Annotated in this window: 19 protein-coding genes; 9 read left to right on the forward strand and 10 right to left on the reverse strand. The window is 72.0% G+C overall.

The window, feature by feature from the left end:
* The first annotated feature begins 41 nt into the window (after window positions 1-41).
* From atzF to ACIGDI_RS22960, 5 genes are all read left to right on the forward strand, one after another.
* Entirely contained in the window at window positions 42-1,745 is a 1,704-nt protein-coding gene (gene atzF, locus ACIGDI_RS22940) for an allophanate hydrolase (RefSeq protein WP_399899531.1), read from the forward strand.
* 128 nt (window positions 1,746-1,873) lie between these two features.
* Window positions 1,874-4,555, forward strand: coding sequence for a LuxR C-terminal-related transcriptional regulator (locus ACIGDI_RS22945; RefSeq protein ID WP_399899534.1), 2,682 nt, complete (start codon window positions 1,874-1,876; stop codon window positions 4,553-4,555).
* A gap of 112 nt (window positions 4,556-4,667) precedes the next feature.
* Entirely contained in the window at window positions 4,668-6,293 is a 1,626-nt protein-coding gene (locus ACIGDI_RS22950) for an MFS transporter (protein WP_399899537.1), read from the forward strand.
* A gap of 44 nt (window positions 6,294-6,337) precedes the next feature.
* Window positions 6,338-6,856 carry a hypothetical protein gene (locus ACIGDI_RS22955; protein WP_399899540.1) on the forward strand — a complete coding sequence of 173 codons (519 nt, stop codon included), beginning with the start codon at window positions 6,338-6,340 and terminating at the stop codon, window positions 6,854-6,856.
* A gap of 115 nt (window positions 6,857-6,971) precedes the next feature.
* Window positions 6,972-7,169 (forward strand): hypothetical protein, encoded by a 198-nt coding sequence (locus tag ACIGDI_RS22960; RefSeq protein WP_142150741.1) that lies wholly within the window; start codon window positions 6,972-6,974, stop codon window positions 7,167-7,169.
* Window positions 7,170-7,182: 13 nt separating this feature from the next.
* Here the strand turns inward: ACIGDI_RS22960 and ACIGDI_RS22965 are convergent, their stop codons facing one another.
* Complete coding sequence (locus ACIGDI_RS22965) at window positions 7,183-8,592, reverse strand: DUF2252 domain-containing protein (protein WP_399899543.1); 1,410 nt, start codon at window positions 8,590-8,592, stop codon at window positions 7,183-7,185.
* 209 nt (window positions 8,593-8,801) lie between these two features.
* Here ACIGDI_RS22965 and ACIGDI_RS22970 point away from each other — a divergent pair, with 209 nt between their 5' ends.
* From ACIGDI_RS22970 to ACIGDI_RS22985, 4 genes are all read left to right on the forward strand, one after another.
* Entirely contained in the window at window positions 8,802-9,464 is a 663-nt protein-coding gene (locus ACIGDI_RS22970) for an HdeD family acid-resistance protein (protein ID WP_399899546.1), read from the forward strand.
* A 127-nt stretch (window positions 9,465-9,591) separates the two neighbouring features.
* Entirely contained in the window at window positions 9,592-10,050 is a 459-nt protein-coding gene (locus tag ACIGDI_RS22975) for an SHOCT domain-containing protein (protein ID WP_399899548.1), read from the forward strand.
* A 33-nt stretch (window positions 10,051-10,083) separates the two neighbouring features.
* Window positions 10,084-10,530 carry a hypothetical protein gene (locus ACIGDI_RS22980; protein WP_399899551.1) on the forward strand — a complete coding sequence of 149 codons (447 nt, stop codon included), beginning with the start codon at window positions 10,084-10,086 and terminating at the stop codon, window positions 10,528-10,530.
* A 72-nt stretch (window positions 10,531-10,602) separates the two neighbouring features.
* Window positions 10,603-11,979: a diacylglycerol/lipid kinase family protein gene (locus tag ACIGDI_RS22985; RefSeq protein ID WP_399899554.1), complete on the forward strand. Its 1,377-nt coding sequence runs from the start codon at window positions 10,603-10,605 to the stop codon at window positions 11,977-11,979.
* 6 nt (window positions 11,980-11,985) lie between these two features.
* Here the strand turns inward: ACIGDI_RS22985 and ACIGDI_RS22990 are convergent, their stop codons facing one another.
* From ACIGDI_RS22990 to ACIGDI_RS23030, 9 genes are all read right to left on the reverse strand, one after another.
* The gene (locus ACIGDI_RS22990; RefSeq protein ID WP_399899557.1) at window positions 11,986-12,531 is read right to left on the reverse strand and encodes a DUF1269 domain-containing protein; all 546 of its coding nucleotides are present in this window, start codon (window positions 12,529-12,531) and stop codon (window positions 11,986-11,988) included.
* A gap of 112 nt (window positions 12,532-12,643) precedes the next feature.
* Window positions 12,644-15,508: a DEAD/DEAH box helicase gene (locus ACIGDI_RS22995; protein WP_399899559.1), complete on the reverse strand. Its 2,865-nt coding sequence runs from the start codon at window positions 15,506-15,508 to the stop codon at window positions 12,644-12,646.
* 84 nt (window positions 15,509-15,592) lie between these two features.
* Window positions 15,593-16,543 (reverse strand): twin-arginine translocase subunit TatC, encoded by a 951-nt coding sequence (gene tatC / locus ACIGDI_RS23000; protein ID WP_399899562.1) that lies wholly within the window; start codon window positions 16,541-16,543, stop codon window positions 15,593-15,595.
* 47 nt (window positions 16,544-16,590) lie between these two features.
* Entirely contained in the window at window positions 16,591-16,878 is a 288-nt protein-coding gene (tatA, locus tag ACIGDI_RS23005) for a Sec-independent protein translocase subunit TatA (RefSeq protein ID WP_142150769.1), read from the reverse strand.
* Between the two features lie 260 nt (window positions 16,879-17,138).
* Window positions 17,139-17,333, reverse strand: coding sequence for a hypothetical protein (locus ACIGDI_RS23010; protein WP_142150771.1), 195 nt, complete (start codon window positions 17,331-17,333; stop codon window positions 17,139-17,141).
* Between the two features lie 20 nt (window positions 17,334-17,353).
* Window positions 17,354-17,644, reverse strand: a complete 291-nt coding sequence (locus tag ACIGDI_RS23015) for a hypothetical protein (protein ID WP_200700744.1) — start codon at window positions 17,642-17,644, stop codon at window positions 17,354-17,356.
* 134 nt (window positions 17,645-17,778) lie between these two features.
* Window positions 17,779-18,792, reverse strand: a complete 1,014-nt coding sequence (locus tag ACIGDI_RS23020; RefSeq protein ID WP_390628017.1) for a helix-turn-helix transcriptional regulator — start codon at window positions 18,790-18,792, stop codon at window positions 17,779-17,781.
* Window positions 18,793-18,811: 19 nt separating this feature from the next.
* A complete protein-coding gene (locus tag ACIGDI_RS23025) occupies window positions 18,812-19,765 on the reverse strand; it encodes a YafY family protein (protein WP_200700742.1) in 954 nt (317 codons plus the stop codon).
* 186 nt (window positions 19,766-19,951) lie between these two features.
* Complete coding sequence (locus tag ACIGDI_RS23030) at window positions 19,952-20,323, reverse strand: FKBP-type peptidyl-prolyl cis-trans isomerase (RefSeq protein ID WP_142150777.1); 372 nt, start codon at window positions 20,321-20,323, stop codon at window positions 19,952-19,954.
* Between the last annotated feature and the right edge of the window lie 2 nt (window positions 20,324-20,325).

The following is a 20,325-nucleotide window of genomic DNA, read 5'->3' on the forward strand; positions in this document are numbered from 1 at the left end:
CTGAACGCGACGGTCGACGAACTCGAACCCCGGTCAGGAACTTGAACGCTCCGGTCGACGAACCGAAAGAGGCACACAGCATGTCCGCTCTCTCCCGAGTCCGCGCCGCCTACGCCCGCGTCGAGGCGGTGGACCGCCCCGAGATCTGGATCGACCTGCGCCCCCGGGACCAGGTCGAGGCGGAGGCGCGGGCGGTCGACGAGCGGGTCGCCGCCGGTGAGCGGCTCCCGCTCGCCGGACGTCTGTTCGCGGCCAAGGGCAACATCGACGTGGCCGGGCTGCCCACGACGGCGGGCTGCCCGGCGTACGCCTACCGGCCCGAGTCCGACGCGCCGGTGGTGGCGCGGCTCCGGGCGGCGGGCGCGATCGTGCTGGGGACGACGAACCTGGACCAGTTCGCGACGGGTCTGGTGGGCACCCGCTCCCCCTACGGCGCCGTGCGCAACGCCCACGACCCCTCCCGGGTGAGCGGGGGGTCGAGCTCCGGATCGGCGGTCGCCGTGGCGCTCGGCATCGTCGACTTCGCCCTCGGCACGGACACCGCCGGTTCGGGCCGGGTCCCGGCGGCCTTCAACGGCATCGTCGGCCTCAAGCCGACCCGCGGCCTGGTGCCCACCACGGGCGTCGTCCCGGCCTGCGCCTCCCTCGACTGCGTGACGGTGTTCGCCCGTACCCTCCCGGAGGCCGAGCAGGCCCTGTCGTTCATGGCGTCCCCGCCGGCCCGGGAACTCCCCCCGCTCGCCCAGCGGGCGCCGGGCCCCTGGCGTGTCGCGGTCCCGGCACCCGGTCAGCTGGGCGAACTGGACGACGGCTGGGCGGAGGCGTACGAGGCGGCCGTGGAGCAGCTCAGGTCGGCCGGTGCCGAGGTGCGCACGCTCGACCTGCCGCCCTTCACCGAGGCGGCGGCGATGCTCTACGAGGGCGCGTTCGTGGCCGAGCGCTACACGGCGGTGGGCGCATTCGTCGACAAAGCGACCGTCGACGGCACCGAGGGTCTGGACCCCACCGTCGCCGGCATCATCACCCGGGCCCGCGACATCCCCGCCCACCGGCTCTACGCCGACCTGGACCGACTCGCCGACCTGCGCGCCCGTGCCCTCGCCGAGCTCGCCGACTCCGACGCCCTGCTCCTGCCCACCGCGCCCGGCCACCCCACCCTCGCCGAGGTCGCCGCAGACCCGCTGGGCAGCAACGCGCGCCTGGGGCGGTTCACCAACTCCACCAACCTCTTCGACCTGGCGGCCGTCGCCGTACCGGCGGGCGAGGCGAACGGCCTGCCGTTCGGGGTGATGCTGATCGGCCCGGCGTTCACGGACCAGCGGCTGACGGCGATCGCCGCGCTGCTCCGCCCGGAGACACGGGTCGCGGTGGTCGGCGCCCATCTGTCCGGTCAGCCGCTGAACCCCCAGCTGCTGTCCCTGGGCGCCCGCCTGGAGCGCACGACCACGACCGCCCCGGCGTACCGTCTGCACGCCCTGCGGACCACCCCGCCGAAGCCGGGCCTGGTCCGGGTCGAAGAAAAAGGGGCCGCGATCGAGGCCGAGGTGTGGCGGCTGCCGGCCGAGGGCCTGGGCCGGCTGCTGGCCGCCCTTCCCCGCCCGATGACCCTGGGCGCCGTGGAACTGGCGGACGGCTGCCTCGTCCCCGGTTTCCTGTGCGAACCGAGCGCTCTCGACGAGGCCGCCGAGGACATAACGTCGTACGGTGGCTGGCGGGCGTACCGCGACGCTCGCCGGGGGTTGTAGCCCCTCAGGTCCCTGGACCCGGGACGTTCGGCCCTGCGAACAGACCTTTGGCTCATGTGTGGCGCGCGCGGATCCCAGAATGATGGGATGATCAGCGATGGGGAGCGCTGCCCGTGACCTGACGCACCGTGGTGGTGAGCGCAGTGCCTGTCGACGAGGACCCGCAGGAACCGGCCGAACAGCACACAGATCCGCTCGGGGACCCCTACCTACGTACGCGATTCACACTGCCGTCGCGGCCCGTCACCTTCCTGTCGCGGCCGCGGCTCACAGAGCGGCTGGACCACTCGCCGCAGGCGCCGTTGACCATGGTCAACGGCGGGGCCGGCGCCGGGAAGACGCTGCTGGTCGCCGACTGGGCCGCCGGCCGGGAACGGCCGGTCGCGTGGCTGACCATGGAGGCCGAGGAGAAGCGGCCCGGAATGTTCTGGGCGTATTTTCTCCAGGCCCTCCGTACCAGTGGCAGGCCGCTCTCGGACCGGATCCGCGGTCCGGCCGACGCCTACCACGTGGACCGCAGACTGCTGACGGCGATCGCCGAGGACCTCGCCATCGCGGAACCGCCCGTCACCGTCGTACTCGACGAGTACGAGCGTGTGACGGAACCGGAGATCGCGGAGCAGCTGGAGTTCGTGCTGCAGCACGCCGGGCGGGGGCTGCGGCTGGTCCTCGTCACCCGCACCGAACCGATGCTCTCCCTGCACCGGTACCGGGCGGCGGGCGAACTGCGGGAGATCCGCGCCGCCGAGCTGGCCTTCACCCCCGAGGAGACGGTGGCCCTGCTGGAGCGGCACGGACTGCGCCTGTCCGTGGACGCGGCGCGGGCACTCGTGGACCGCACCCGGGGCTGGGCCGCCGGACTGCGGCTGTCCGCCCTCGCCGCGCAGGAGAGCCAGGACCCGGAGGCCTACCTCAAGGAGTTCGAGGCGGACCGGAGCACCATCGCCGACTTCCTGCTGGCCGAGGTGCTCAAGCGGCAGACGGAGGCGACACAGGACCTCCTGCTGCGGGTCAGCGTCCTGGACCGCTTCAGCCCCGAGCTGGCGAACGCGCTGACAGGCCGCGCCGACGCCGCGGGCATCCTCGCCGACCTGCACCGTGAGAACGCCTTCGTCGAGCAGCTGGGGCACTCGTGGTACCGCCTGCACCCGCTGTTCGGGGAGATACTCCGCACCCACCTGTGTGTGCGCCGTCCCGGTCTGGAGCCCGAGCTCCACCGGCGGGCCGCGCGATGGCTGCGGCGGGCGGGGTCGCTCCCGGAGGCGCTCGCCCACGGAGCCGCGGCGGGCGACTGGGACTTCACCGCCGGCGCGCTCGTCGACGACCTGTCCATCGGCCGGTTCTTCACCGGTCTGCGCTCCGACGACCTCGCCGGGCTGTTCTCCCGGATGGGGCCCGAGGCAACCAGCCCCGCCATCGACCTCGTACGGGCGGCTCGCGACCTCTCCCACGGCGACTTCCGGCACGGCACGGCCCATCTGCGCCAGGCACGCGCCCGGCTGGACACCGTCGCCGGCGATCCGGCGGCCGCCCAGCTGAGCTGTGCGCTGCTGGAGGCCCTGGCCGCCCGGCTGACCGGCTCCGCCACCCTTGCGGAGCTGGCCGCCGAGTCCGCCGACGAGGTGCGCCAGGAGGTGGCCCCCGACCTGCTGGACAAGCATCCCGAGCTGACCGCGCTCCTGCTCACCCATCTGGGCTCCGCGCGCCTGTGGGCCGGACGTTTCGAGGAGGCGCGAGCCGCGCTGTCCAAGGCGGCCGACTCCCCCGACAGCGCCTCGACCGTGCTGGCCCGGGAGGAGTCGATGGGGCACCTCGCGCTGATCGACTACCTGGACGGCTGGCCCGGCAGGGCCGAGCACAAGGCCCTGGAGGCGGTGGCCGAGGCGGAACGTTTCGGCACGTCCGCGCCGGTCGGCTCCGGGATCGAGCAGGTGGTGCTGGCGGGCGTCGCCGTCGACCGCAACGAACTGGGCCGGGCCAGGGCCCTCCTGGACGAGGCCGCCGAACGCACCGCCACCCCGCACGATCCGGTCACGGCCGCCGGCCGGGCCGTCGTCACCGCCCGGCTCGAGCTGGCCCGGGGCGACGCCCGCGCGGCCGTCGAGGCGGCCGACCCGGACGTCTGCGCCGTGGTGGCCTCGCCCTGGGCCGAGAGCCACGAGCGGCTGGTGGCGTCCGCCGCCCGCCTGGCCGAAGGCCGGGCCGGGGAGGCGGCGGAGATGCTGCGGAAGCTGGGTGACGACCTGCCGTCGTGCACGACGGAGGCCGCGCGCATCCAGTTCGCCGTCGGCAACGAGGAGGAGGCCATCGACCTCCTGCTCAGCCTGCCCGACACCGACCGGGCGGGTCCGGCCGTGACCGTCCGGGCGACCCTGGTCAAAGCCATGGCCGCGGATGCCGCGGGCGATGCCGTCACCGCCCGCAGGCTCGTCGCGCAGGCCCTCCTCGACGCCCGGCACGAGCGGCTGCGGCGGCCGTTCCTCGACGCCGGGCGGTGGATCCGGCCCCTGCTGGTCACGGCTCCGCTGGACCGGCTGGCGGCGGGCTGGCTCACCGCCGGTGACCCGGCCCACGAGGACCTGTCCGTCGCGGGGGCGCCCCCCGCGCCGATCGTCGTGGAGGAGCTGAGCGCACGGGAGCGCGACGTCCTGCTGCGGGTGGCCCAGATGATGTCGACGCAGGAGATCGCCGCGGACCTGTACGTGTCGGTGAACACGGTGAAGACGCACCTGAAGAGCCTGTACCGGAAGCTGGCGGTCAACCGGCGCGCCGCCGCGGTACGCCGCGCACGCGACATGGGACTGCTGTGAGGGGACCCGGTCTCGCCCGCGACGGGTGAGGCGCCGGGTGCCCGTTTTCCGCTGCGATGGGACTGGCGGCCGACCCGGCGCCACTCCGGCCCGACTCGGCGAGGTGGGCACAGTGAAACGCTGGCGCGCTCTGATCGTCCTGGGTACGGCCCAGTTCCTGATGGTCCTGGACACCTCGGTGATGAACGTCTCGATCAGCCAGCTGGTCAAGGACTTCGACACCGAGGTCACCACCATCCAGGCCGTGATCACCCTGTACGCGCTGGTCATGGCCGCATTCATGATCATCGGGGGCAGGCTGGGCGACATCCTGGGCCGCCGCCGCGTCTTCTTCCTGGGACTCATGGTGTACGGCACCGGGTCCGCCCTGACCGCCGTGGCACCCACCGTGTGGGTCCTGGCGCTGGGCTGGTCGGTCATCGAGGGGCTCGGCGCCGCCCTGGTGCTGCCCGCCATGGCCGCCCTGGTCGCCGAGTCCTATCGCGGACCGGACCGAGCCGTCGCGTACGGCGTGATCGGCGGACTCGCCGGCGCCGGCATCGCGGTCGGCCCGCTGCTGGGCGGCTGGGTGACGACATACCTCACCTGGCGGCTGGTCTTCGCGGGTGAGGTCGTCGTGGTGCTGGCCATGCTGCTGTGCCGCCGGATGATCGCCGAGACCCCACGGCCGGGGCGGCGCCCCGGGCTCGACGGGATCGGGGCCGTGCTGTCGGCGGCCGGACTCGGGCTGGGCGTGTTCGGCGTGCTGCAGAGCAGCACCTGGGGCTGGGTCACGCCCCGCAACCCGCCCTTCACCGTCTTCGGCTTCGCCCCCACCCTCTTCGTCATCGGCGCCGCCGTCCTCGTCCTGGCGGGCTTCGCCCGCTGGGAGCGGCACCGCGACGCCCAGGGCGCCGACCCCCTCGTCCATCTGCCCATGCTGCGCAGACCGGTCCTGCGCTCCGGTCTGCTGGCCCTGCTGGGCCAGAACCTGATCCTGCTGGGGCTGTTCTTCGTCATCCCGCTGTATCTGCAGGTGGTGCAGGGCTTCGACGCGTTCCAGACGGGCCTGAGGCTGCTTCCGGTCTCGATCGCCATGCTCGCGGCCTCCGTGCTCGCCTCCGCGCTGGGGCGGGCGGCCGGCCCGCGCCGGATCGTCCGGCTGGCCCTGGCCGTCCTCACCGTGGCCGTCATATGGCTGCTGGCCACCATCGACCCGGTCATCGACGACGCGCAGTTCGCCGGAGCCATGGCCCTGGTCGGGGTGGGCACCGGACTGCTCGCCTCGCAGCTGGGCAACGTCGTCCAGTCGAGCGCCGGCGAGGAGGAGCGCAGCGAGGTCGGCGGCCTGCAGTTCACCGCGCAGAACCTCGGCTCCGCGCTCGGTACGGCGCTCATCGGCTCGATCCTCCTGGGCGCGCTGGCCCATGCCTTCACCGCCCAGGTGGCGGACGATCCGCGGCTGTCGGAGGAGGCCCGCAAGCAGACCGGCATCGCCCTGGAGTCCGGGATCTCCTTCGTCACCACCGACCAGGTGCACTCGGCGGCGCAGGGCGCCGGGCTCCCGCCGTCCGAGGTCGAGGCCATCACGGACAACTACGCGTCGGCGCAGCTCGACGGCCTGAAGGCGGCGATCCTCGCCACCGGCGGGGTCACGGTGGCGACCTTCCTCGTGACCTCCAACCTGCCGACCGGCAAAGGCCGGACGAAACCCCGGGAGTCCGGTACACCGGCCGGGACCGTCGGCTCGTCCCGCTGAACCACAAGTGGACGGCTCGTCCCCCGACCCGGAAGTGGACTGCGATGATCCGAACCGACCGCGCCGCGGCCCGCGCGGACACCTCCGAACGGGCCGCCCACACCGACTACACCGGGGGCGTCTACGGATCGATGCTCGCCGCCTCCGTGGTCATCGGCGCCGGCTCGCTCGGCTCGTCCCCACGGCTGGAACTGATGCTGCTGTTGCTGCTCACCGGCCTGGCGTTCTGGATCGCGCACGTGCACGCCCAGCTGTTCGGGGCACGCCTGGCCCAGCACCCCCTGGACCGGCACGCGGTGCTGCACGCGTGCCGCGACGAGTGGCCGATCGTCAAGGCCGCCGTCCCGCCGGCCGCCGCCGTGGCCGTCAGCCCCCTGCTGGGACTGGACGTGCAGGGCACCGTCTGGCTGGCGCTGTGCGTCGCCGTGGCCGGGCAGGTGGGATGGTCGGTCGCCGCGGCGCGCCGGTCCGGTGCCTCCTGGCGCCTGGCGGCGGGCACCGCGTCGGTCAACCTGCTGCTCGGCCTGCTGATCGTCTCCTTCAAATTGGTCCTGACCCATTGATCCGGCGAACGGCCCCGGATCACCTCTGCCGGGTGAGGCCCCGCGCGCCGCCGGGCCGGACCATCACGGTACGGGGCGCAGACCGCCTTACCAGGCCGCTCGCGGGAGCAAGCCAATGCGCTACGAGATCCGAGTCGACGGACACATGTCGGACACGCTGGCCCAGGCCTTCCCTGAGCTGGACCACGTGGTGATGTCCGGTCAGACGGTCCTGTACGGATCGGTCATCGACGAGGCTCAGCTCTTCGGACTGCTGGCACGCTGCCAGTCGCTGGGCCTGCACGTGCTGGAGATGCGACAGGTACCGGAGTGAGCCGGACGTCCGCTCACAGGTCCCGGGCGCTGACCCGGCCGGAGCGGACCGCTGCCCCGAGCGCCTCGAAGTCCTTCTCGTTGCGGTCCGCGTAGGACTGCGCGAACTCGGTGAGCGCGCGGTCGAACCGGTCGCTGCCGCCCAGGTAGGCGGCGATGGCGATCGGATCGCCGGAGCGGGCGTGGGCCCGGGCCAGGCTGGCGCCGCACACCTGGGCGAAGAGGTTCAGCAGGTCCGGCCCCATGGTCTCGGGGCGCGCGATGCCCTTCCAGTCGCGCAGCTGTCGTACGTAGAAGTCGCGGTCCTTGCCGTCCAGGCCCACCACGTGCGTCCAGCCCAGGAAGATGTCGCTGGTCGTCTGGATGAGGCGCTGCCCGGTCACCACCCGGCGGCCCTGGTTGTCGAAGTCGGCGCCGCCGGTGTGGGCGGCCAGCACCGACTCCTGGGCCTCCTTGGCCTGCAGCAGCAGGGGGTCGTCGTCGTCCCTGCCGAGCATGAGCAGGATCCAGCAGCGGGTGCCGACGCTGCCGACGCCCACCACCTTCCGGGCCATGTCGACGAGGTGGTAGTGGCGCAGCAGATGCCTGCGCTCGGACGGCAGGGTGCGCGCGTAGTCCTCGACCACGCTCCGCAGGACCTTCTCCTCCTCGTCCCCCGCCGAGCCGGACAGCAGGTCCCTGAGGGGGGTGATCAGCGGTGGGTCCGGGGTGATCCGGCGGCCCTCGGCCGTGTCGCGGGTCAGCTTCTCGAAGGCCTGCATATGGGTGCGGGTGCGGGCCTGTGCGGCGGCGCGTTCGGTACGGCGCCTGACGTCCTTGTCCATCGACGACGTCAGGAGTCTGCGCAGGCCTTCCACGTCGTCCTGGGCGTACCAGATGTCCAGGGTGCGCATGCCGGCGAACTCCCGCATCCGCCGGCGGTAGGCCGCCACGCAGGTCCGCACCGCGCGGTCCTGCTCCTTGACGGAGAAGCCGTTCTCCCGGCTCGCCGTGACGAAGCTGGTGGTCAGACGCTTGACGTCCCACTCGAACGGGCCGGGGAACGTCTCGTCGAAGTCGTTGATGTCGAAGACCAGATGCCGCTCGGGCGAGGCGAGCATCCGGAAGTTCAGCAGGTGGGCGTCTCCGCACAGCTGCACCTGGAGCCCCGAGTTCGGTGTGGGCCCCAGATCCGCGGCCATGATCGCCGCCGCGCCGCGGTAGAAGCGGAACGGCGACTCCAGCATGCGGCCGTAGCGCACCGGCACCAGCTCCGGTACGCGGGTCGCAGACTGGCGCTCGATCACCTCGACCGGGTCGAAGCGGTCCGGGCCCCCGTCGAACCACCCGTGGCACGAACGCGACGCACGGGCCCGGGCCCGGCGGCCGATCGCCGCCCGCTCGGCCGCCGACAGGGACGCGGTGAAGGAGTTGGGTACGGTCATGGCTCGTCCTCCTGGTCCGGTGCGCCCCGCCCGCCTGACACCTCGTGACGTACGAGACCTCAAGCCCATCGGCACGGCCGTGACGGCGGATCACCCGGGACGGGTGACCCGGCGGCCGCCCGTGCGGTGGACGCTGGCCCCGTGAGCTCCCCGCGCACCGCCTCGGCGGCGGTCCGGCGACGCTCCGCTCGATCGCGCGAGGAGGAGCCATGACCATTCCGCTCGGTCAGAACCCGCGTACCGGTCAGGCTCGCAGCCCGGACGGAGTGGTTCCCGGCCAGGCGGACGGGGCCGCGCGGGCGCTGGAGGAGCTGGGCCGCTCCTGGACCTGGATCCTGGCCTCCGCGATCGCGACGCTCGTGCCGGGCGTGCTGGTGCTGGTCTGGCCGGACGAGACGCTGCACGTCCTGGCCGTCCTCATCGGCCTGTACCTGCTGGTCCACGGCGCGTTCCGGTTCGTGGGCCTGTTCGCCGGGCAAGGGGCGGGCGAACGGCTCGCCGGGCTGCTCATGGCCGTGCTGTACGTACTGGCCGGCGTGCTGTGCCTGCGCAACCCGCTGCAGACGATCGCCGCCCTGTCGCTGGTCGTCGGCGTCGTCTGGCTCGTCTCCGGGATCCTCACCCTCTACACGGCGATCACCGCCGAGGACCTGCCGCACCGGGCCTTCGTGCTGGGCGCCGCGGTGATCGGCATCCTCGCCGGCGTCGTGGTCCTGGCCCTGCCCACCGAGTCGGCGCGTGCGCTGACCCGGCTGCTCGGCCTGTGGCTCGTCCTGCTCGGCCTGGTCGAACTGGCACTCGCCTTCGCCTGGCGGGCAGCACTGCGCAGGTCGGGCGTCACCGGCGGCCCGCAGCCCACCACGACCACCTGAGATCGCGCGGCACAGCAGGTCGCGCGGGTCTCACCCCTACCGGGTGAAGCCACCGGGAGCTTGCCGTGGGCACGCTGAGAAACGCAGAAACATGCGGCCGGGCGCCCGCCCGGAACGGAGGAGAGTCATGAGCACGTACCTCGCGTACGACTATCCGCTGCTGAGCGTCTTCTGGTCCATGCTGTGGTTCTTCCTGTGGATCATGTGGTTCGTCCTGCTGTTCCGCATCGTCGTCGACATCTTCCGCGACGACGACATGAGCGGCTGGGGCAAGGCGGGCTGGCTGGCGTTCGTCATCTTCCTGCCCTTCCTCGGAGTGTTCGTCTACGTGATCGCCCGCGGCAAGCACATGGGCCGCCGTGAGGTGGCACAGGCAAGGGCGCAGCAGCAGGAGTTCGACTCCTACATCCGCAAGACCGCCGGAAGCGGCGGGTCCAGCAGCGTGGACGAACTCGCCAGGCTGTCCGAGATCCGCGCCCGCGGTGACATCACCGACCAGGAGTTCGCCAGGGCCAAGGACATGGTGCTCAGCGGCCACGGAGCCACGTCCAGCCCCGGTGTGGGCGCCGGCTCCCAGCAGCACTGAGCGCACCGGACCGAACGAAACGAGGTGTCCAAGATGACCGCCACGCAACCCACGCGTACCCACGCGACGAAGCAGAACTGGGCACAGGGCCTGATGGCCTTCGCCGCCGTCATGCTGATGCTCGTCGGAATCCTCGACATCTTCCGGGGCATCATGGCGATCGCGAAGGACGACGTCTTCGTGAACACGCCCAACTACGTCTTCCAGTTCGACCTCACCAGCTGGGGCTGGATCCATCTCGCCCTGGGAGCGGTGGGCGTGATCGTCAGCATGGGACTGTTCGCGTCGGCCACCTGGGCACGCGTCGCCGGCGTGGCCATCGCCGGACTCGTCATCATCGGCAACTTCCTGTCGCTGCCGTACTACCCGGTCTGGTCGGTCGTGATGATCGCCTTCTCGGGCTTCGTGATCTGGGCCCTGTGCGTCGTCAAGCGTGACGCCCCCGACGCGATGTTCGACCACCCGGGGCGCGACATCTGAACCGCTCCGGCACACATCGGCTCGGCACGTGACGGGCGGCCCCCGTCCGTGCCCGTCGGGGAAGGCGGGGAGATGGGACGACACCGCGACCCGGATACGAGCACGACGCGGCCGGCGGGCGCGCCCGCAGAGGCGCCCGCCGGCCGCGCCGTCCGGGCGCGGGTCGCCCTGCTGGCCCTCTCGGGCAGCGTTCTCGTGCCGCTGATCGTCGCCGGTCTGCGCAGCGTGCTGTGGTTGCTGGTCGGGATGGCCGGCCTGGCGCTCGCCGCCGTCGGTGCGTGGTGGACGCTGGCCCACACCGGGGCCCTTCGCGTGCTCGGGGTGCTGTTGTCGGTGGCCGCGCCGCTGACGGTGCTCGCCCTGTACGCGGCCTCCGGGATGCTGGGGCCGGCACTTCTGTCGCTGGCCCTGTTGGGGCTGGCCGTCGCGGCGGCGCACACCGCGCTGACTCCCTCCCACAGCGCCCGGAAGGCCGAGCCGGCCGCGGCGCCCCACCATCCCTGGATCGTGATGAACCCTCGCTCCGGCGGCGGCAAGGTGGGCCGGTTCCAGCTCGTGGAGAAGGCCCGGGCGGCGGGCGCCGAGGTGGCCCTGCTCGACGGGGGCCAGGACGTCGTGGACCTCGCGCGCCGGGCCGTCGCCGAGGGAGCCGACCTGCTCGCGGTGGCGGGCGGCGACGGCACGCAGGCCCTGGTGGCCGAGGTGGCGGCCCGGCACGACGTGCCGTTCGCCGTGATCCCCGCCGGCACCCGCAACCACTTCGCCCTCGACCTGGGCCTGGACCGGGAAGATCCCGCGGCCGCCCTGCAGGCCCTGACCGACGGTGTGGAGATCCGGGTGGACCTCGGGTTCGCCGCGGACCGCGTGTTCGTCAACAACGCCTCCTTCGGCACGTACGCGTCCGTGGTCGCCGACCCCGCCTACCGGGACGCCAAGGTGCACACGGCTCTGCAGACCCTCCCCGGCCTGCTCACCGGCAAGGACGCCGCCACGCTGCGGATGCGGGCGGGCTCCGCCCGGGCCGACGGGCTGCAGGCGCTGCTGGTCAGCAACAACCCCTATCGCCGGGCGGTCGACTCGGCGCACCCGGGACGCCGGGAGCGGCTGGACTCGGGACGCCTGGGGGTGCTGTGCGTGCGCGTGGACAACACCGTCCAGGCGGCTCGTCTGGTACGCGGCCCACGCTCCGGGTCGGTCCTGCGGTTGGACGCCGAGGAGGTCGTCGTCGAGGCGGACACCGACACCGTCGCGGTCGGCATCGACGGAGAGTACGTCCTGCTGCCGACCCCCGTGGTGTGCCGCTCCGCACCCGCCGCGCTGCGGGTCGTGGTACCGCGCCATCGCCCCGGTGTCCCGACCGGCGGCGGTCCGCCGGACTGGCCCCGGGTGACAAGACTCGCCCTGGGCCGCCTGGCCCCCCACCACGAACGCCGTACCGCAGCCGCCTGAGGTCCCCTACCGCGGGGCGGTCGGCCCCTCGGTGGTCCCCGTCGCCGCTCGCAGTTCGGCCAGCACCGGTGCGAGGGCCTCGGCCGTCAGGAAGCCCTCCGCGAGGGGCCGGCCCCCCGTCTCCCGGACGGCTTCGAGCAGCTGCCTCGCCCACAGGTGCTCCAGCAGCAGGAAGCCCGCCGCGGTCCCCGGCCGAAGCTCCTCCGACAGCGCCTTGAGATCGTCCGGGGTGAACCCGAACCGCTTGGTCCCGGGGTCGTCCTCCCCCGCGACGCCGGTCGGCTCGTACTCCCCGGCCACGCCGGGCGCGTCCGCGAGGGCCGGGCCCGGGCCCAGACCCAGCAGGGCCGCGAGCGTCTCGCCCATGCCCTCGGACCGGTAGTCGACGACCGTGACGTGGCCGTCGTCCTGCTTCCGCAGGAACAGCACGTCCAGGACGCGAATCTGTGCACTGGCCTCCAGCGCCGCCAGCTCCTCGAGCACACGGCCCTCGAACTTGGCGTCGGGTCCGAACCCGAAGGTCACCAGCTGCACCGGACCGAGTGTCGTCATGGCGTCGCTCCCTTCCCGGCCCCCGGGTTCATCAAGCCCCACCCGGGTCGGGCCGCGCCTCACCCTCGGGAGGTGAGGCAACGGCTCGGCGGCCGCGGCAGGACCGTGCCGGTCACCCCACCGACGAGTAGGCCACGACCCCGCGCAGCAGCAGGTCGACGGCCTTACGGGCGTTCTTCGCGACCGTGGACGACGCCTCCCCGCCGGAGACCGGAGCCGCCGCCGAGATCTGCCCGAGCACGTCGATCACCTGCTTGCACCACCGTACGAAGTCGCCGGCGGGCATCTCCGCCTCGCGCAGCACCTCGTCCAGCCCCTTGCCCGAGGCCCACATGTACGCGGCCCAGGCGAACCCGAGATCCGGCTCCCGCTGCCCGACGCCCTCGGTCTGGGTGATCCGGAACTCCTCCTCCAGCGCGTCCAGCCGCCCCCAGATCCGCACCATCTCGCCCAGCGCGGCCTTGGCCTTGCCGGACGGCAGCTTGGGCGCCATCGCGTCGTCACCGACCCGCGCCTCGTACACCAACGCCGAGACACAGGCTGCCAGTTCGGCGGGGCCGAGCCCTTCCCAGACCCCGGCCCGCAGACACTCGCTGGCCAGCAGGTCCAGTTCGCCGTACAGCCGGGCGAGCCGTTTGCCGTGCTCGGTGACCTCGTCGCCGCGCAGATAGTCAAGCTCCGTCAGCAGGGCGACGATCCGGTCGAAGGTGCGGGCGATGGTGTTCGTACGCCCCTCGATCCGCCGCTCCAGCTGCGAGGTGTCGCGCAGCAGACGGTGATACCGCTCGGCCCAACGGGCGTGGTCCTCACGGTCGCTGCACCCGTGGCACGGATGTGCCCGGATCGCGGTCCGCAGGCGCGCGATCTCCCGGTCGTCGGCCGCCTGCGACCGCTTCTTGCGGGCCCGCTCCGGCGGAATGTGCCCGGCCTTGGTGCGCAGAGCGGACGCCAGGTCCCGACGCGACTGCGGCGATCGCGGGTTGAAGGACTTGGGGATCCGCATCCGCTCCAACGCCTCGACGGGCACCGGGAAGTCGATGGACGCCAGCCGCTTGACCTGCCGCTCGGCGGTCAGCACCAGCGGCCGCGGCCCGTCGTGGTGCTCGAAACCGCGGTGCCCGTTGGACCGCCCGGCGGGCAGCCCCGGGTCCAGCACCAGTGCCAGTCCCGCGTACTTCCCCGTCGGCACGTGGATGACGTCGCCCGGCTTGAGCTTCTCCAGCGCCACCGCGGCCTCCGCGCGCCGCTGTGCCGCTCCCTGCCGGGACAGCTCGGTCTCCCGGTCCTTGAGCTCGCGCCGCAGCCGCGCGTACTCCTCGAAGTCCCCGAGGTGGCAGGTCATGGAGGCCTTGTAGCCCTCCAGCCCCTCCTCGTTGCGCTGCACCTGCCGCGAGATCCCCACGACCGACTTGTCGGCCTGGAACTGCGCGAAGGACGTCTCCAGCAGCTCGCGCGAGCGGTGCCGCCCGAACTGCTCCACGAGGTTGACGGCCATGTTGTACGACGGCTTGAAGCTGGAGCGCAGCGGATACGTACGCGTGCCGGCGAGCCCCGCCAGATGCTCGGGACTCATCCCGCGCTGCCACAGCACCACGGCATGTCCCTCGACATCGATGCCGCGCCGCCCCGCACGACCCGTCAACTGGGTGTACTCACCGGGCGTGATGTCGGCGTGCTGCTCGCCGTTCCACTTGACGAGCTTCTCCAACACCACCGAGCGTGCCGGCATGTTGATGCCGAGCGCGAGCGTCTCGGTCGCGAACACGGCCTTCACCAGGCCGCGTACGAACAGCTCCTCGACGACCTCCTTGAACGTCGGCAGCATGCCCGCGTGGTGGGCCGCGATACCGCGCTCGAGGCCCTCCAGCCACTCGTAGTACCCCAGGACATGGAGGTCCTCGGAGGGAATGGACGCCGTGCGCTCCTCCACGAGCGCCCGCACCCGCTCCCGCGCCTCCTCGTCGTTCAGCCGCAGTCCGGCGTACAGGCACTGCTGTACGGCCGCCTCGCAGGCGGCACGGCTGAAGATGAAGGTGATGGCGGGCAGCAGGCCCTCGGTGTCGAGCCGCTCGATGACCTCGGGCCGCCCCGGGGTCCACACCCGGGACCGCTGCCGCCGCTCCCGCTCCCGGTCGGCCTCGCGCATGGCGCGCCCGCGCCTGCGGTCCTGGTACGACGGCCGGCTGGCCTCCATCCGCGCGAGCCGGGTGAGGTCGGGGTTGACGGCCTTCTTGCTGCCCTCGCCCTCCTCGAACAGGTCGTACATCCGCCGCCCGGCGAGCACGTGCTGGAACAGCGGCACGGGCCGGTGCTCGGAGACGATCACCTCGGTGTCGCCGCGGACGGTGTCCAGCCAGTCGCCGAACTCCTCCGCGTTGGAGACGGTCGCCGACAGGGACACCAGGGTCACGGACTCCGGAAGGTGGATGATCACCTCTTCCCACACCGCTCCCCGGAAGCGGTCGGAGAGGTAGTGCACCTCGTCCATGACCACGTATCCCAGCCCGAGGAGGGTCTGCGAGCCCGCGTACAGCATGTTCCGCAGCACCTCGGTGGTCATCACGACCACCGGCGCCTCGGAGTTGACGCTGTTGTCACCGGTGAGCAGGCCGACCTTCGCCGCCCCGTAACGGCGGCAGAGGTCGGCGTACTTCTGGTTCGACAGCGCCTTGATGGGCGTGGTGTAGAAGCACTTCTTGCCCTGCAGCAGGGCCAGGTGGACGGCGAACTCGCCCACGATCGTCTTGCCCGAGCCGGTGGGCGCGGCGACCAGCACCCCCTTGCCCGACTCGAGTGCCTGGCAGGCCTCGATCTGGAAGGGGTCCAGGCCGAAGTCGTACATCTCGCGGAAGGAGGCGAGCGCGGTGGCCTGCTCGGCAGCGCGCCTACGGGCAGCCGCATACCGCTCGGCCGGTGAGAGGTCCTCTGTCATCGTGCTTTCGAGCGTACCGGGCCCCACTGACAACAGGACGATCATTATCCGGAACCCCGGCCGTCAAACACCGAGAGGTGCCCGGGTCCCGGAGGACTCGGACACCTCTCGTGCCGTGTGGATGAGCGCTCAGGTCACGTCGTCGTACCCGTTGACCCGGTCCGTGCTCGCCTGTTCGGGCAGGGCCCGGCTGGCGGAGACGACCTCCACCTCGCCGATGTCCTCCGGGGTGAGATCGAGGTCGGAGGCCTCGTCGTCGGCGGGTCCGGCCTCCTCGCGGCGGAGCTTGCGGCGGTCGTTGAGGAGGGAGAACGCCACGGCGCCGAAGTACAGCACCCAGATCGGCCCGGCCAGCGCCAGCATCGACAGCGGGTCCGTGCTGGGCGTGGCGACGGCCGCGAAGACCGTGATGCCCATGATCATGCCGCGCCACCAGCCGAGCATCCGCCTGCCGGTGAGCACCCCGGTGAGGTTCAACATGATCAGCAGCAGCGGGAGCTCGAAGGAGAGGCCGAAGACGATCACCATGCGCGTGACGAGCTGCAGCAGGTCGTCGAGCGGGAGCAGGTTGCTCACACCGTGCGGGGTGAAGTCGATGAGCACCTTCGCGGTGGTCGGCAGCACCTTGTACGCGAAGAACGCGCCGGCGAAGAACAGCGGAGCGCCGGTGCCGACGAACGCGTAGGCGTACTTCTTCTCGTGCCGGTGCAGACCCGGCGCGACGAACGCCCAGAGCTGGTACAGCCAGATCGGCGAGGCGAACACCACGCCGGCCATCAGGGAGACCTGAAGCGCCAGCGTGAACGGCGCGAGCAGACCGTTGATGGTGATCTGTGCGCACGGGTGAGAGCTGGACTTCGACTTCGCCAGCTGCTCGAAGGTCTCCCCGCACCCGACCGAGTCGAGGACCGGCTTGGTGAGGAAGTTGATGATGTCGTTGTAGAAGAAGGCGGCGACGATCGTCACGACGACGATGGCCAGCATGGCCTTCGCGAGCCGGTTGCGGAGCTCACGAAGGTGGTCCGCAAGGGGCATCCGCCCCTCGGGATCCCTCTCCTGCTTGCGGGCAGACTTGGGCAACCCACGTCCTCATCTCGTGCGGCAGGCCGGAGGCGTCCGGCCCTGCGTCAGGCCTTGGTGGTGTCCGTCGGCTCGGTGACGGGGCGCGAGCTGGTCACGTCGCCGGGGGCGGCCTGGATGGTGCGCTGGGCGGGGGGCTGCTCACCGTTGTTCGGCGGGCCGGCCGGCGTGGCCGTGCCGCTGCCCTCTTCCTTCATCGCCTTCGCCTCGCTCTTGAGGATGCGAGCGGACTTGCCGAGCGAGCGCGCCATGTCGGGAAGCTTCTTCGCGCCGAACAGCAGGATGACGACGACGAGGATGAGAATGATCTCGGGGGCGCCGAGCCTTCCGAACATAAGTCTTTACCTTCTCACCGAGGCGGCTGGGGTGGGATGCTGTCCGACCGGTCGGACATATGTCCGATCGATCGTGCTGACAGCGATCGTAACGCTCGGGGGTGAACGTGAGGCAATCCCCGTGCGTACTCCCGTCCGCGGCCCGGGCCTCGTTCTCCGGTCCGCGACCAGCAGCGTACCCGCCGGCGCGGCCCGGGTGACAGGCCGAAGTGACCCAAAACGCCTGCGGCGCAGGACTCACACCTTCGCCACAGCGTCACTCACAGGGAATCCACAGCGCGCGCGGTGCTCACGGCGGCCCGCTCCAGATCCTCCGCGGCCCGATTGATACGGCGCGCGGAGTCACTGACCTGCCGGCCCAGCCGCTGCGCCTCCAGGAACACCCGCACGGCGAACACCCCGAGCACCGCGAGACCCAGGAAACCCACAGCTACCGCGAACATCGGCCAGAACATGACGCCGAGCCTAGACCTTTCTACGGTGTGTGCAGCCGCAGGGTGCGCACCCCGCCGCCGGTCAGCAGTTCGACGATCCGCTCCCCGGCCGGCTTGCGGACCGAGGCGCCGCAGTCGGGGCAGGTGAAGGAGTAGAAGGTGTTGCGGCTGGTCGCGCCGATGGCGAGCCGCAGGGCGCTCGCGGTGAGCTCGAAGCTGCTGCGGCAGTCCGGGCAGCCCGCCCTGAACGTCACCGCCGACACGCTTCTCATCCCCGCGAAGGCCGCTGCCACCGACATCCCCTGGACTTCAGACACCGACGACTCGGTCAAAGCTCCTGCTCCCCTTCTCCTGGTCGTTCGCCTCCGGGGCGCCCGGCCGGTGCCGGGACGGCAGCCGTGCTCACCCGTCGGACCCGCGCGCCCCCGGAACACCGGCGCGTCCCTCGAGCTCACTCCCGCCTGTCCTACGGCTCCTGGTACGGCTGTCGCCCTTCGTCGTGGACCGCCCCCACCCCGTCGTACGCCAGCAGCGCCTCGCGGGCCGCCTGGCGGGCACTGTCCGCCAGGTCGGGCGGCGACACGATCCGGCCGTCGCGCCCGAGCCGCAGGGCCAGGCGTCGCAGCGAGGCCGGATCGGGGGTCCGCAGAGTGATACGCAACCCGCCGTCCGCAAGCTCATCCGCGCTGTCGTGCGGGTAGTACTCGGCGACCCAGCGGCCGCCCGGACCGACCTCGATGACGACCTCCGGGTCCTCGGCGGCGGGCTGCACCAGCGCCTCGGAGAGATCCCGCAGCTCCATCTCCGGCGGCGCGGACGGCTCGTCGAGGATCTTGATCTCGGCGACCCGGTCGAGCCGGAAGGTGCGGCGCGCCTCGGAGCGGCGGCACCACGCCTCCACATAGGTGTGCCCGACGCTGACCAGGCGGATGGGGTCGATCTCCCGCTCGGTGACCTCGTCGCGGGCCGGCGAGTAGTAGCGGATCCACAGCCGGCGCCGCTCCGAGATGGCCCGGTCGACGTCCGCGAAGACCCCGCCCTCCGACTCGAAGGTCACCGACAGGCGGGAGCTGGCGCCGGCCGCCTCGCCCGCCGCCGTCTCCACCTTGGCGGTGGCCCGCAGCAGGGCCTGCCGGTCGCCCTCGCGCAGTCCGGGCAGCGTGGCCACCGCGCGGGCGGCCACCAGCAGCGCGGTCGCCTCGTCGGCGGCCAGCCGCAGCGGCTCGGCGACGTCGTCGGGGTTGTGCCACCAGATGCGCTCGCCGTCGGTGTCGATGTCGAGCAGGTCACCGCCCCGGAAGCTGGTGCCGCACATGGGCAGCACGTCGAGGTCGGAGACCAGCTCGTCCTCGGTGATGCCGAAGGCGCGCGCGACGTCCTCGACCCGGGCTCCCGGGCGCTCCTTGAGATACGTCACCAGGGAGAGCATCCGTCGGGTCTGGTCGATGGCGTTCACGGGCCTGACCGGTTTGCCTGCCACTGCTTAGCTCCGCTCCCCCTCAGCCCTTGGCCACGGCACGCAGCCGGTCCACCACGTCCGCGCGCAGCTCGGCCGGCTCCAGCACCACCACGTCCGGCCCGAACTCCACCAGCCAGGCGTCCAGCCCGTGCCCGTACGGAATCTCCAACTCGTCCCAGCCGTCGCCGAGTTCCCGCACCTCGGTGGCCTTCGCCCGAAGGGGGTAGCCCGAGCCCGAGCGCAGCCGGATCAGCGCGGAGCGGTCGGCGGTCTCCCCCGCCCAGCTCGCGACGGTCTCACGCACGGTGACGACATCGGGGACCTCGGCGGTGAACCGGCCGCCGCGGCTGCGGACCTTGCCGGTGATCCGCGACAGCCTGAACACCCGCTCGGCACCCCGGTCGCGGTCGAAACCGGCCAGGTACCAGTGGCCGCGCCAGCACTCCAGCGCCCACGGCTCCACGTGCCGGGGCTCGGGACGGGCGGCGTTGGCCTTGCGGTAGTCGAAGGCGACGGAACGGCGGTCGCGGCAGGCCAGCATCAGCGGCTCGAACGCGGCCTCGTGCACCGGGATGCGCGGCTCCAGGGCGCCGTGGGCCTCGTACGGGTCGAAGTCCTCGGGCAGGCCGGCCGCGCGCAGCTTCTGCAGGGCGCCGCTGGCCGCACCGGCGAGCCGGGCCTGCTGCCAGACCTTGGCCGCCAGGCCCAGCGCGGCGGCCTCCTCGGCGTCGAGGGTGACGGGGGGCAGGCGGTTGCTGTCGCGGCGGGCCAGGTAACCGACCTCGCCGTCGAGGTTCTCCACCGTCTCGATGACCAGGCCGAGTTCGCGCAGATCGTCCTTGTCCCGCTCGAACATCCGGCTGAAGGCGTCCTCCGAGTTGGCCTCCAGATACGCCTCGATGGACTCACGCAGCTCGCGCTTGCTGAGCGGCCGCCGCGTCCCGAGCAGACACAGCGCCAAGTTCATCAGCCGCTCGGCCTTGGCAATGGCCATCGACGCCCTTCGCCTCCCTATGGTCCTTTACGACGATGACCGTACCGCCCCGAAGTGGCGCGGCAAAAGCCGAGGGCCCATGCCCGGGCAGGCATGGACCCCAGGTGATCGGGTCCGGTCGGTCGCCGCACGACGACCGGACCGTCGACCGATCCCTTACGACCGCGAACGAAAGCGGTACGACGATCAGACGCCGAGCAGGTCGACGACGAAGATCAGCGTCTCGCCCGGCTTGATCGCCGGCGTCGGGCTCTGGTTGCCGTAGGCGAGGTGGGCCGGGATGGTCAGCTGGCGACGGCCGCCGACCTTCATGCCCTGCACACCCTGGTCCCAGCCCTTGATGACGCGGCCGCCGCCCAGCGGGAAGCGGAACGGAGTACCGCGGTTCCAGCTGGCGTCGAACTCCTCACCGGTGCTGAAGGCCACGCCCACGTAGTGGACGGTGACGGTCTGGCCCGCCTGCGCAACGGCGCCGTCGCCCTCCCAGATGTCCTTGATCTCGAGGTCCGCCGGGGGCTCGCCGCCCGGGAAGTCGATCTCGGGCTTCTCGATGCTCACGT

It is taken from the genome of Streptomyces sp. NPDC085900, from assembly GCF_044540925.1.
GTDB lineage: Bacteria > Actinomycetota > Actinomycetes > Streptomycetales > Streptomycetaceae > Streptomyces > Streptomyces gilvifuscus.